Source organism: Pseudomonas sp. 67(2021), assembly GCF_017491835.1.
GTDB classification, from domain to species: domain Bacteria; phylum Pseudomonadota; class Gammaproteobacteria; order Pseudomonadales; family Pseudomonadaceae; genus Aquipseudomonas; species Aquipseudomonas atacamensis.
In genome coordinates this window covers 465,746-479,049 of sequence record NZ_JAFGYL010000001.1, presented here as the reverse complement: position 1 = coordinate 479,049, position 13,304 = coordinate 465,746, and the positions used below count along the sequence as shown (strand labels likewise).

General features: G+C 58.7%; 12 protein-coding genes. 8 read left to right on the top strand and 4 right to left on the bottom strand.

The genetic code is table 11. The features are described from left to right. Position 1 precedes the first annotated feature (1 nt). The 6 genes from J5M66_RS02220 to J5M66_RS02195 all read left to right on the top strand — a co-directional run bounded on the left by J5M66_RS02220 (position 2) and on the right by J5M66_RS02195 (position 5,792). Positions 2 to 2,452, top strand: coding sequence for an alpha/beta fold hydrolase (locus J5M66_RS02220; protein ID WP_207807574.1), 2,451 nt, complete (start codon positions 2 to 4; stop codon positions 2,450 to 2,452). Further along, on the top strand, positions 2,449 to 2,958 hold the full coding sequence (locus tag J5M66_RS02215; protein ID WP_224796879.1) for a hypothetical protein: 510 nt from the start codon (positions 2,449 to 2,451) through the stop codon (positions 2,956 to 2,958). Before J5M66_RS02220 ends, J5M66_RS02215 begins: the two co-directional genes overlap by 4 nt. Before the next feature lie 86 nt (positions 2,959 to 3,044). Beyond that, positions 3,045 to 3,500, top strand: a complete 456-nt coding sequence (locus J5M66_RS02210; protein WP_243432840.1) for a hypothetical protein — start codon at positions 3,045 to 3,047, stop codon at positions 3,498 to 3,500. 4 nt (positions 3,501 to 3,504) lie between these two features. Continuing rightward, entirely contained in the window at positions 3,505 to 4,050 is a 546-nt protein-coding gene (locus J5M66_RS02205) for a hypothetical protein (protein ID WP_207807573.1), read from the top strand. A gap of 169 nt (positions 4,051 to 4,219) precedes the next feature. Further along, on the top strand, positions 4,220 to 5,293 hold the full coding sequence (locus J5M66_RS02200) for a tetratricopeptide repeat protein (protein ID WP_122698717.1): 1,074 nt from the start codon (positions 4,220 to 4,222) through the stop codon (positions 5,291 to 5,293). 67 nt (positions 5,294 to 5,360) lie between these two features. Beyond that, positions 5,361 to 5,792, top strand: a complete 432-nt coding sequence (locus J5M66_RS02195; protein ID WP_122698804.1) for a hypothetical protein — start codon at positions 5,361 to 5,363, stop codon at positions 5,790 to 5,792. Positions 5,793 to 5,851: 59 nt separating this feature from the next. Here J5M66_RS02195 and J5M66_RS02190 read toward each other — a convergent pair whose 3' ends face one another. Continuing rightward, complete coding sequence (locus tag J5M66_RS02190) at positions 5,852 to 6,223, bottom strand: DUF6124 family protein (protein WP_122698716.1); 372 nt, start codon at positions 6,221 to 6,223, stop codon at positions 5,852 to 5,854. 520 nt (positions 6,224 to 6,743) lie between these two features. On the opposite strand from J5M66_RS02190, the gene J5M66_RS02185 reads away from it, so the two are divergent. Next, complete coding sequence (locus J5M66_RS02185) at positions 6,744 to 7,127, top strand: helicase (protein WP_207807572.1); 384 nt, start codon at positions 6,744 to 6,746, stop codon at positions 7,125 to 7,127. 163 nt (positions 7,128 to 7,290) lie between these two features. Then, positions 7,291 to 8,649, top strand: a complete 1,359-nt coding sequence (locus tag J5M66_RS02180) for a hypothetical protein (protein WP_207807571.1) — start codon at positions 7,291 to 7,293, stop codon at positions 8,647 to 8,649. A 62-nt stretch (positions 8,650 to 8,711) separates the two neighbouring features. On the opposite strand, the gene J5M66_RS02175 is transcribed toward J5M66_RS02180, so the two are convergent. The 3 genes from J5M66_RS02175 to J5M66_RS02165 form a co-directional block, all read right to left on the bottom strand. Beyond that, entirely contained in the window at positions 8,712 to 10,112 is a 1,401-nt protein-coding gene (locus tag J5M66_RS02175) for an aminoacyl-tRNA deacylase and HDOD domain-containing protein (RefSeq protein WP_071172104.1), read from the bottom strand. Between the two features lie 79 nt (positions 10,113 to 10,191). Further along, positions 10,192 to 12,267 (bottom strand): ATP-dependent DNA helicase RecG, encoded by a 2,076-nt coding sequence (recG, locus tag J5M66_RS02170; protein ID WP_041476627.1) that lies wholly within the window; start codon positions 12,265 to 12,267, stop codon positions 10,192 to 10,194. Between the two features lie 9 nt (positions 12,268 to 12,276). Then, positions 12,277 to 13,206, bottom strand: coding sequence for a hydrogen peroxide-inducible genes activator (locus J5M66_RS02165; RefSeq protein WP_024014805.1), 930 nt, complete (start codon positions 13,204 to 13,206; stop codon positions 12,277 to 12,279). Between the last annotated feature and the right edge of the window lie 98 nt (positions 13,207 to 13,304).

Here is a 13,304-nt window from a genome sequence, read left to right as displayed (position 1 = left end):
CATGAGCAAGCCCATGATGTACCTGCTGGCCGGCAACGGTAGCGCCGCTGATTGGTGGGACGACGCGTTGCCGCACTTTAAGCGCTACGACGTGGTGCCGCTGGAGTTGCCGGGCTTCGGCGCCAATCCGCTGCCACCCTGCGAGGATCTGGCGGACTACGCGCAATCCTTGCTGGCGATGACACAGCAGGGCAGTGCGATCATGGCGGTCGGGGTCAATGCGTTGCTGGTGTTGCATGCGTTGCAACGTCGGCCCGGACACTTTTCCCGCAGCGTTTTGTTGGCGCCGGTCGGTGCGTTTTTGTGGCAGCGTCGATTGCCGGCGTTGATGTCGCCGCTGCCGATCCGCAAGACCATTCACTGGCTGCTGTCGAACAAACCCACGCTGTTCGCGCGCAAGTTCTCCAACCAGACCTGGACGCCCGCGCAGTACCAGCGCATGGGCGCCGGCTATGCTCGCTGCCGTGCGTTTGTGCCGCATTGGGATCTGGTGCGCGCCGACACCGCGCTGCCACTGTTGGAGTGGATCACCGATCCGGTCGAATTGGTCTGGGGCGATCAGGACGCGGTGCTCGGCATCGAACAAGCGGCGGCGTGGTCGGCGATTCTCGCCCGCGCTGATCTGACCATCAGCATCAAACCCGGCTGGGGTCATTACCCGTGGATCGATTCGCCCGCGCAGTTCGCGCAGTGGCTGGAGGCCGGCGAGCGCGGGTTTGTCGCGCACACCAAGGGCGGGCGTTTGCGTCTGGCTGAACTGGCGCGGCAAGCGGTACCGGCGGCGCTGACGCTCAACGATTGCAGCGATCCGCGTCTGCCGACATTTCTCGCTGCCCAACCTGATGTGACCTGGGCGGTGCGCTCCTCCAGTTATGGCGAGGATCAGGCCGATTCGGCGAATGCCGGTTTGAGCACAACCTATCTGCGCGAGCCGTCCGCCAATGTGCCGAAACGCATTGCCGAACTGACGGCCGAAGGTGTCGAGGAAGTGGTGGTGCAACGCTTCATCACTCCGGTGGTTTCCGGGATCGCGTTTGTGCGGCATCTGTCGGTAGAGCTCGAATGGGTTGAAGGCCATCTCGAATCGCTGGCCGACGGTCACGTCAGCCCCTCGCGCGCGACACTTTCGCGGCTCGGCGATGCCTGGCGCAGCGGCACGTTCACGCCGTCCCACGGTTTGACCGAAGACCTGCTCTGGCGCTTTTTGCAAGACGTACTGCGCGTGTTCCACTACGTGCCCGGCGATGTCGAATGGGCCTGGGATGGTGCGCAATTGTGGTTGCTGCAATACCGGCCGATCAGCGATTACGGCTGGCGCCGCCACCTGACCGCCGCCAATATCGCCGAGATCCTGCCGCCGCAACCGAGCGTGTTGGTGGAATACGCCCAACGCCGCGCGGCAGCGAGTATTCCGGCGATCATGGCGCGTTGGGATGCGCGGGTGCTGCAGGACAATGAGCCGTTCACCGCCTTGTTCGGCGGCGCTTCCTACATCAACAATGATCTGTTTCTCGCCCGGCTGGCCGACTGGGGCATCAGCGCCGCTAACTACGCCGGTGAAGTCGGCGGTGCGACACCACATCTGCCATGGCAACCGCTGAAGATGCTGCGTTCGTTGCCGCTGTTTTTGCGTATGCAACGCAAGGCTCGCGGCCATTTGCTGAACCTTGAAAACGGCTTGCAGCGCTTCGATCGGGAACTGGCCGAACTCGTCGCCCAAGCTGCCGATGGCCAACAACTAGCGGACTGGTTCACCCGGTTTTACGTGTTCGTGGTGCAAGGCAATCTGTGCATCGCCACGGCGCTGGCCAGCAGTGGCAGCGATTGGCTGGGCCGTCCGCCGACCGCTTACGACAACCTTGAAAACAGTCCGCATCGATTGCCGTGGGAAACCGATCCGGCCACCCCTCGACCCGCGTCGAGCGAACTGCCGCTACAGCCATTCCCGCAATGGTCAGGGCTGATCCGCCTCGCGCATTCGACCGGCCTGCCGGGCCTGCGTGGCTACTACCTGCAAGTACGCGAGTGGTATCGCGACAACCTCATGCGCATCTTCTTCCGCCTGCACCACGCCATGCCGCTGGCGGATCGCGAACACTGGTTTGCGCCGCATCCCGACGTGCGCACCCGAGACGGCAGCTTCTGGCAGGACGGTCGCGAAGGTGCGGAGCAGGCCGCCGGGTTCATGATTTATCCGGGGCAGGTGCAAGGCATCCTCGGCGAGGACATCTTGCTGGAAGACACTCTCGATCCGGGGCGACATGCGCACTATCAAACGGCGCGGGCGGTGATTGCGCGGATGGGCGGGCGCTTGTCGCATGGCTCGACGTTGTTGCGCGAATTGCGCAAACCGTCGGCGGTGATGCCGCAGGTGGATCCGGCGTGGGTGGGGTGTGAGGTGTTGTATCGGGATGGTGAGTTGCAATTGATCAATTCGAAGGATGCGAAGTGAAACGACTGTTGTTGATGTGTTTGGCCTGGTTGCCGATGGTGAGCATGGCAACGGATCTGTGCAATTCGGAGACCGATACGAAGAATTTTCTGTCGCAATGGGTGGAAAGACCCGATTACGTCCTGGACATACATTCAAGTTTTCAAACTGATGGATTCAGTCTGGAGGAGGGCAAGGTGGTGTATCGCGGCGATCTCAACGGCGACGGTCAGGAGGACTTCATTTTCACCTCCTACTCAAGCCGTGGTTCAGCGGGTGACTCGACCTTCGCCTTCCTTATCCAGTGCCACGGGTACTTGAAGCATGTCGGCGGCGATTACTTCGCCGAGGTCAAGGTACTGGACGGACCGCCCAAGAACGGCGGCGATGTAAAAGACATCGAGATCTACTCCTACATCCGCGATAAGCGCGACCAGATCCGCTACAAGGGCAAAGAGGCCATGACCCGGCCCCATCTGTGGCAATTCAATCCGCAGACACAGCTTTATGAAGGGCAGTCTGAGTAAGTCGACGGTCCCCACTGCATTTACGGAGTTATTACGTGAAAGGATTTTCAGTTCTTCTCGGCAGCTTGATATTGGCTGCCGCGTCCATGGCATTCGCTGCCGATCCAGCATTCAAGGATTACACCGTCACGCCAGTTTTCACCGGCCCCAACCATAAACTGGTGCCGCAGGAAAACAGTAGCCCAATGATGGATCAGGCACGGGTGCAAGCCCTGAAAGGCAAGGTCAACTTCGCCGGCCATTACATCCTGCACAGGCTTGGCTGTGGCGGCAGCGCCATTTGCGGCGAAGTGCTGAACGTTCAGACCGGTGAAGTGGTTGGCGGTCTGCCGAATGCTTACGACGGCAGCACGTTCGGCATGGTTTACCAGCCCGGTAGTCGTTTGATTATCGTGTCCGGCATCACGCTCGACGGCGAAGAAGATGCGCAGGGGAATGCTTTGGAAAGTGGTAACCGGGACCGTTATTACGAGTTTGTGAACAATGAGTTTCGGCTGCTGAGCATGACCGACGTGGAATCGTCGCCGATGGATGAGGAGTGAGTGGATGAGCCGTCTTCTCGCGGGCAGTCTTTCGCTGCTGCTCTCTCTGCCAGCTCTCGCCGCGCCTTTGGACGCCTTTACCCAGCGCGATGTCATGCAGTGCGGCGGTGTTGAAGTGGTGTTGGTGTCGTCCTGCCGATCGGTGACGGTGGATGGTGCGCAAATCCACGTCATCCCGGTTTGCTCCGACCAGACCATCAACATCGGCGGCAAAGTGCTTCGTCGCGATATCAGCAAAGTTTCACAACTCACTTCCGACGGTGCGAAGACGAAAATGTTGAGCAATGTTGTTGTGGCGATGGATTGCGTGGAAGGCACCCAGGGCAGCCTTGTTTCGATAGGCGGATATGGCGGTTGTGGTGCCTGCGCGGAGTGGCATGGGTATTACTCGACAGCAGGGCGATTGGAGCAATACAGCTTCGATAATAACCAACGCTCTTTTGGCTCGAAGGGATCTCGGGAAGAGCTGATCAAGGCCTATGGCGTTACGAAGAGACAGTTAATGTCAGAAAGCCCGGTGGTGAAGAGGATCTTCTATGGCCAGCCTTAAGTGGGTGTTGATGATCAGCAGTTTGTTCAGCGCTACCAATGTCTCGGCAAGAAGAAGCGCAGCGTTATTACCGCGAGTACCGCGACGCGATGAGTGCCGCCGGTAAAGCGCAGAAGATTCCGCAACGCGTCGTTGAGCGATCTGAAATTCAGGGACTGAGACAGTGAATATGTTCTTCCGCTTTATCGTGTTGAGCCTTGGGCTGCTAATCACTTCATACGCACTCGCTGCCCCACAAGTCCTGAAGGAAATTCCGGCTAGCTTGCTGGGTGATGCATCACGGCAAAAGGTATTTGTTCTGACAGGGGGTGCGGACGAGGCCTCCAATCGGTTGTTGATCGCGCCGGTGCAGGCACGTAATGAGGAAATTTTGCTCGATACGTCGAAGGCGCTGCCTCTGATCAAGAGTCAGTACTCGTCCGCTCTTCAGGGTGTCTTCAGCGTCCATGTACTCAAAGGTCGCCCTGGCGTCATGACCGTCATTGATCCACAGGCTGAGGAAGCTGTGGTCAAGCAACCGTTCGTTGAGGCTGGGGATTACATCGCGCTGGTAACCAGCGAGGAAGATAACGCGGTTTACAACTTCAACCTGTTGTTCGCCTTCAACAAAGGTTCAAAGCAGTTTGAGCTGAAAGCTCTGCTGGAAGTGGCGAACAACGACTCCTGTGACCGGTCGCTTGTTAGCGTAGTGGAGTTGCCGGTGCAGACATTGGGCCCCATCACTCTCGCTTCTTTCGATGGGCGTGAAGCGCTGCAGAAGCTGCAGGTTGCTCGTATTGGCAGTATTGAGGGCGTTAGAAAGAAATTGATGACTGTCGATTCAGCTGATCTGCTGGATATGGCGCTGGCAGCCTACCGAAAGGGTGATGACTCTTCCTTCAAGGATACGATGAGCTACGCGTTGATGGGCGGTGGCTCGCATGACACTTGTCCCCCGGATAGCTATATCGTCGCAAAGTACTACTACCCGCAGCGTCCCGGCTGGTCCAACGACCTTGGGTTTTTACTGGGCGAGGCGGGTTATTACGCTGAGTCGATTGAGTTGCTCAATGCAGTGATTGCCAACCACCCAAACAGGACGGTTGCTTACCTGAATCTCGCTGACAGTTATTGGGCCGTGAACGATAAAGAGCGGGCGGTGGCGGCATACAAGCAATACTCATCGCGAATGTCTGAAGCGGGGAAGGCTTCGAAGATCCCGTCGAGGGTGGGTGAGCGCAGTGCTATGGCGCCCGAGGCGTGACCAGCGTTCGTTGAGTTGCTGAAAGCGTGTTTTTTATTACCCATGAACCGCTAAAGGAATGTTCGGTTTGAAATTTTCGTCTGCATTGTTTTCCGCGTTGCTCGTTTTCGTTCCTCTGGCGGCTCATAGCGAGGTCACGACCGAGGTTTTTTGCTTCCGCTCCTACGAAGGCAAACCCATAAATTTTGAATTCCGAACCTATTACGACTCTGTCGCCAAATGGAGCGGTGCTGGCGTCAAGTACAGCAAGTCGAAAAAGGCAATCGGGCTGGTTCATCGCAGTACTGAACAAGAAGAACTCGTGTATGGCCGGCCCTACCAGTACACGACAACTTGGGTTGAAGTAGTTGATGGCGCACTGACAGGTGAGTATCAGATGGTCACTCAGGGTGGCCGGGTTGATGCGATGACGTATACGAATTACAAATCTGCAAAGAAGTATTCGTTTGAAAACGATTACAACGTAGATTCGAAACCTGAAACAGGCTGCCAGTGGTGAAGCAGGGAATATTGAAAAAGGGGACTTAACGTCCCCTTTTTTTTCATTCACCAATCTCACTACGGCTTGGCCGCCACGCTTCGCACTTCAATCTGGTCGAGCGTCCCTTCCACCATCAATCTCACCCCGTCCGCCATTCTGCTCAGGGCCAGCGCCACTGAGCGGCGGGAGCCGTGGAGGTCGTCGGCGAGGTCGCAGGCGATGACGCTGATGGACAGGAGGTCTTCGGAGGCATTGGCCATGAGGGCTTCGGCGTCGGTGCCGGGGGAGAGTTTGAAGAGGCCGGTTTCGCGTTTGGGATGTGGTTCAACGGCTGGTTTGAAATGGTGGTCGAGGGCGCGCTCGGCGGCTTCGTGGAATTTCTTTGATTCCAGAGATTCGTAGGGCGAAATATCGGGGTTTTCTGGGGGATTGGGTGTTGGTTTGATCATGGTGCAGCTTCCTGAAGTTATGAGGCCGACACCAATTCGCTTTGCACTTCGAATAGGTGGCAGCTGTGCGTTGGTGTGCAAGACCGGTTCAGGAACCCGGCAGACCCGAAGGTCTCCGACGCACAGCCGCCATAACGATCGGGAGCATAGGAAAACGCTCGGCGAAACGCCACTAACGATTGTGCACCTGAACCGGACTTGCACGTCCGTATCACCGATTTTGCGGCGACCCACAGAGCCTATCCCCACCGCACCAACTCGCCTAGTTCATGGACAGCCCCGCACTTTGCGGGAAATTTCCCATAGATTCGCGGGGCGGAAGATCAAAAGATCGCAGGCTTCGCCAGCTCCTACAGGGATGTGTTTCAACAGGTGTAGGACGTTGCTTGCGGAATCGTGACTTGGCGGTCATCGTGCGGGAAATGGTCTGCATCCTCTTCCAATAGAGTCAGATACTGGCGTTATCGTCCGAATCCCTTACACTGCCCCGGCCGTTCATTTTCCTTTTGAGGCTGTGCGCATGAAATTTCGTTTTCTCCTGTGGATGATGGGTTTGTTGATGGGTAAGGCCAGCCGGACAAATCCTGCGTTCCAGCAGCAGTTGGGTGACAAGGATCTGGTGTTTCAGTTGCAGACGCTGGATGGGAAAGTGGCGCGGCATTTCGTGGTCAAGGATCAGCGCATCACCAGCAAGTCTGGGGTGGTGGCGGAGCCGGCGTTTGCGATTGCGTTTAAAGATGCCGGTTATGGCTTTGCGACGATGCAGGCGAAGAACAAGCAGTTGGCGTTTATGCAGGGGATTCAGGACAAGTCGATTCAGCTCAAGGGTAACCCGGCGCTGGTGATGTGGTTTCAGGGGTTGATGAAGTATTTGGTGCCGATGAAGGCCAAGCCCAAGACTTGAAGCACCATCTTTCCAGTGTGATTGTTTGGCTCAATAAGTCGGTAAATTGGCACATAAGGCCCTGAACACCTGTCAGAAATGACAGGTGTTTTTGTTTGCATAATGATGCTTGATCGAGATGTCCAGCAGTAAAGGGACTTATCCGGATTGGAGAGTTATCAACATGACCATACAAGCAGGTGAGCTTGATTCAACATTTGCCGCTGACGGCATACTCAATTGGGAATTTCCCGAGTTTATCAGCATTGCTCCGCACGTTGTTCTTCCGTTGCCTGACGGCCGACTGTTCGTCGTGGCGAATGAATTAGGTATTTTCCCCGGCTTCGTAGTCGCACGGCTCACGGACCATGGCGAGCTTGATGTTGGCACCGGGTTTGGCGAGAACCAGCAAGGATTTGCGCGAATTTCGACAGGGGAGAAATGTTTATCAGGGAAGTTTGGCGCAAACTTGCTGAGTAACGGAGGGGTACTGATTACGGTCGAATACAGTACACGCCCTCCGAATGGTGAGAACGGTTTTGTGCTTATCCAGCTCCTGCCAGACGGGCGACTCAACGATAAATTCGGTGAAGGCGGTGTCGCCAAATTTCCGTACGGTTCAGGGCCCGTACCACTTGATGGAGCGCTAACGGCAGCTCGTGCACGCCAAAATATACCTGGGCATGAAAAGTCTGCAATCCAGAGCGGCGCCAGCTCTGGTGCGTCCGGTATCGAGTTGCCAGGGGGCAAAGTGGCTCTGGTTTATTTCGGTTTTGATCATGCTTCACAGCAAACTAAAGGCTTGGTCATGCGACTCAATCCTGACGGCAGTTTCGACAACACTTTCAACAAAATCGGTTCGGCCACTGTTGAATTGGCTGAGCTGGGTGCGACAGGTGATAACGCCGCCCGCGGAGTGGCCGCTCATGTAGACAGTGGCTTGGTGGTGTATGGCGACTTTCATGATGAAGGCACCTTCGGGACTTATGCTGTGCGCTTCAATGAACATGGAACGCGGGACAATGAGTTCGGCGAGTTCATCGTGAAGTCTGATCGGCTGCCGGTGTTTCGCGATATTGCTGTAAGAAAAAAGGACGGAATAATTGCTCTGGTTGGAGGCCAGGATGGCCAAGGGGTTTTTGATGGTGAGGGCGTGATTGTCTTGCTCAGTGCGGATGGCTCACCTCACCCTCTTTTCAATAATGGTCAGCCTCTATTTACAAAAATTGTGCCTGAAATCGGCCAAAACTGGACGAGTTGTACCTTTGATAACCCAGATGAAAGCAAGCTGATTGTCGCCGGCACCAGCGGCGGGGCGTTCGTAACTGACGAGATGCATGCCGTCTGTGCACGTTACAAGCTTACTGGCGAGCCTGACACGCAGTTCAGCGGTGGCTATGTAACAGTTAATGCGTCAGAGAGGCTGGAGTCGACTCTGAATGTGCAAGTTACCGGGCAAAATAAAATTGTTATGTGCGGTGAATATTGGCGAGACCGGCTGAGTCTGCCTAAGAGCGGATGGATCGCACGCTTCATTGCTTGATAAATGACGAAGCTGCAATTGCCCGCGCTCAGGAAAAAGAATGATCCGTGAGCGCGGGTTTTTTATGCCTGGCTAAATTGCGAAGCCAGTTCACGCAACAGCACTTCAGCCTCAAGCACCTTGCTGACGACATCGTTAGCTTTTTCACGGCTCAGGCCGACGCGTTCAAGCAACGCATCCGGAATGTCTTCATCCGGCCCGGAGCCGATCCCGCGGCTGCGCAGCAGGCGTACGGCCAGGCAGACGAGGTTCGGGTATTCGGCGTAGGCGCCGTCGTAGCTTGGGTCGTGCTGGAAGCGCAGGGCGGTGGCCAGCTCATCCGGCATGTCCCAGTAGCGCATCAGCCACGAGCCGATCTGTTCGCGGCTGATACCGAGCAGGTGTTGCTCGATATAGCTGTGGCACAGGTGCGGGTTGACCTCCAGGTGGCGGCAGATCAGCGAGAAGTGCGGCGGGAACACGTGGGCCAGCAGCAGGTAACCGAAGTTGTGCAGTAGACCGGCCAGATAGGTCAGGCCGGCTTCCGGGCGCTGGGCGCGGGGCATGGCGCGGGTCAGGCCTTCGATGACGGCGGCGGTGTAGATCGATTGCTGCCAATACGGCGTGGTGTGTTGCGGGTGGTCTTTCGGCAGGCTCAGGGTCTTGCCGAGGGCCAGGCCCAGTGCGAGGTTGATCACCAGATCGAAACCGAGCACACGGACGATCGCATCTTCTACCGAACGAATCTTGCCCGGCGACGCGTAATACGGCGATGCCGCCCAGCTCACCACTTGCGCAGCCAGCGCCGGGTCGGTTTCGACTACGCCGGTGATATCGTCGATGGTGGCGTTGGGGTCGACGCGCAGCTTGATGATTTTTTGCGCGGTTTCGGCCAGCGGGGGGATCTCGATGGTCGCTTCCAGACGTTGCTGAATGCGCCGTGCAGTGAACGCCTGCACGGCCTGGGTGATTTCCTCGCGGTCATCGTCCGGGCGGTCGAGGTTGGGGCGGATGCTGCTCAGGGCTTCGCCGAAGTTGGCGGCGCTGGCTTTGGTCAGCATCGACTTGAAGTCTTCGCTGCTGATTTCCAGCAGCAGGCCCGGCTCGCCGGAGTTGATCAGCAGCTTCGGCTCGCGCAGCAGGCTTTCTTCGTAGAGGCACGGCGAACTGGTCAGCGCCGGCAGGCCCGGCAGCAGGCTCAGATTGTGTTTGCCGAGCATCTTTTCCAGGCGCTCGGTGGACACGGCTGTGAGGCGGCGACCAGTGAGTTCGGCGAGGCGATTGAGATCCAGCAACTGGCTCTGTGGAAACAGCACCATCAACGCGCCCACGGCATCGTCCAGCAACACGGCCTGCACCTTGCGCGAGGCATTGAGGCCGTGGTGGTCGAGCACTTCTTCATAGGCAACGCCCAGCTTGTTGAGCAGCAGCCGAATAACAGACGGAGCTTGCGGAGATTCGGGGACGAGAGCAGCTTCGGTCATGGTCTGTATCCGTTTTTGAAACAATGGCAGGAGTATAACCAGCTCTGTAGGAACGATCCTGCACAAACTGCGACGGTGCTCACACTTGGCCGTATTGCTGCCCATGGCGCAGCCAACGGTCAAGCAATGGGCTGACGTGGGTCGGCCAGCGCTCCAGCAAAGCCTGGGCGGCGTCGCGCACGGCGGGCAGCAGGTCGGCGTCGCGCATCAGGTCGGCGACCTTGAATTGCAGCAGGCCGGTCTGACGGGTGCCGAGCATTTCCCCAGGGCCACGCAGTTCGAGATCTTTTTCGGCGATGACGAAACCGTCGTTGGTCTCGCGCATGATGCCCAAACGCTGACGGCCGATCTGCGACAGCGGCGGGTGGTAGAGCAGCACGCAGTGGCTGGCCGCGCTGCCACGACCAACACGACCGCGCAACTGGTGCAGTTGCGCGAGGCCGAGGCGCTCGGGGTTTTCGATGATCATCAGGCTGGCGTTGGGCACGTCGACGCCGACTTCGATCACCGTGGTCGCGACCAGCAGTTGCAGGTTACCGGCCTTGAACTCGGCCATCACTGCGGCTTTCTCGACCGGCTTCATGCGCCCGTGAATCAGCCCGACTTTCAATTCGCCGAGGGCGGCGGTGAGGTCTTCGAACGTGGTTTCGGCGGCCTGGCAGGTCAGCTCTTCGGATTCTTCAATCAGCGTACACACCCAATAGGCCTGACGTCCTTCGGCGCAAGCGCTGCGTACTCGCTCGATGACTTCGACGCGGCGGGTGTCGGTGACCAGCACGGTGTTGACCGGGGTCCGGCCGGGCGGCAGTTCGTCGAGGATCGAGGTGTCGAGGTCGGCGTAGGCACTCATCGCCAGTGTTCGAGGAATCGGCGTAGCGGTCATGATCAGTTGGTGCGGGCACATGCGCCCGCCAACGCCTTTCTGCCGCAATGCCAGACGCTGTTGCACGCCGAAGCGGTGCTGTTCGTCGATGATCACCAGCGCAAGGTTCTTGAACTGCACTTCGTCCTGAAACAGCGCGTGGGTGCCGACCACCATTGGCGTGCCGCTGGCGATCTGCTCCAGAGCGGCGACGCGGTTCTTGCCCTTGAGCTTGCCGGCCAGCCACGCGACTTCAATGCCCAGCGGCTCGAGCCAGCGCTTGAAAGTGATGAAGTGTTGTTCGGCAAGAATTTCGGTCGGTGCCATCAGCGCAACCTGGTAACCGGCCTCCAGCGCTTGCAGTGCGGCGAGGGCGGCAACCACGGTCTTCCCCGCGCCAACGTCACCCTGAATCAGGCGCAACATCGGTTCGTGCTGACTGAGGTCGTAGGCGATTTCGTTGCCGACGCGCTGTTGCGCGCCGGTCGGGTTGAAGCCGAGGTTCTTCAGGTATTTCGGTGGCAGCTTCGTGGCTTTCGGCATCGCCGGCGCGCGCAGTGAACGCATGCTTTCGCGCAGACGCTGTTGCGACAGTTGATGGGTGAGCAGTTCTTCGAAAGCCAGGCGATGCTGCGCCCAGTGATGGCCGAGGGCGAGTTCATCGACATCGGCATCGGCGGGCGGATTGTGCAAGTAGCGGATCGCATCGGCCAGCGGTGCCAGTTGATAGTCGCGGGCCAGCTCAGTCGGCAACCAGTCGGGCAGGGTGCTTGGCTTGAGCAGCGTCAGGGTCTGCATGCACAGCTGGCGCAGGCGCTGTTGGGTCAGGCCTTCGGTGAGCGGATAAACCGGAGTCAGGGTTTCGTCCACTGGCGGTGGTTCATCACCGGTGATCGCGCGGTATTCCGGATGATAGATTTCCAGGCCTGAGGCGCCGGGCCGGGCTTCACCGTAGCAGCGAACCCGCGTGCCACGCTTGAGACCTTCTTTCTGCGCATTGCTGAAATGGTAGAAGCGCAGGCTCAGGCCGCCGGTACCGTCCTGCAAGCGCACGACCAGGCTGCGCCGGCGGCCCATGACCACGTCGGCGCCGCTGACGGTGCCTTCGACCACGGCGTCCTGTCCCGGTCGCAGCGCACCGATCGGCACCACGCGGGTGCGATCCTGATAGCGCAGCGGCAGGTGAAACAGCACGTCCTGCAGATTCTCCAGACCGACCTTTGCCAGTTTCTCGGCCATGGCCTCGCCGACACCCTTGAGTGCCGTCACCGACACTTGCGACAGCTCCGTCATGACGCTCGCTTAACCGGCCGTAACCGGCGCGGCAGGCTTGGCCACCGAACACAGGCGAATGGAGTCGGCGAGGATCTCGATGGCTTTCGGCCGTGGGAAGCTCGCGCGCCAGGCAATGGCCACGGTGCGGAACGGCACCGGCGCGGTCAGTGGGCGCACTTCGATCACGCCGGGGGCGTAGTGATGGCTGTCCACTGCCGACAGTGGCAGGATCGATATGCCCAGGCCGGAGGCGACCATGTGGCGAATGGTTTCCAGCGAGCTGGATTCGACCGTGGTGTGCTTGGCGCCGTCGTTGCCCTTGGTCAGGGTCGGGCAGGCTTCGAGCACCTGATCGCGGAAGCAGTGGCCTTCACCGAGCAGCAGCAGACTCTTGTCGTTGAGCAGGCCGGCGTCGATGGACTCTTTCTTGGTCCACGGATGCTGCGCCGGCATGAGCACGTAGAACGGCTCGTCGTAAAGCGGCAGGGTCAGCACGTCGGCTTCGTTGAACGGCAGGGCGATGATGATCGCGTCGAGCTCGCCGTTGCGCAGTTTGTCGCGCAGCACGTGGGTGAAGTTTTCTTCGATGTACAACGGCATCTGCGGGGCGACCCGGTGCAGTTGTGGGATCAGGTGCGGGAACAGGTACGGGCCGACAGTGTAGATGGCGCCGACTTTCAGCGGCGCGGTCAGCTGATTCTTGCCGGCCTGGGCCAGTTCGCGAATGCCTTGGGCCTGTTCCAGGACCTTCTGCGCTTGGGCGACGATGCCTTCGCCGACCGGGGTCAGGCGCACGGCGCTTTTGCTGCGCTCGAAAATCAGCACACCGAGTTCGTCTTCAAGTTTCTTCACGCCCACCGACAGCGTCGGCTGACTGACGTGGCAACGCTCGGCGGCATGGCCGAAGTGCTGCTCTTGGGCGAGGGTAACGATGTAGCGTAATTCTGTGAGGGTCATAGCAAGCGTCCATGAAGATGCGCGCCAAGCATACCGGCTGCAATCGATAGACGCACGTTATCAGACTGCGGGCTGAGTGCGACACCGGTCGAGGTCGG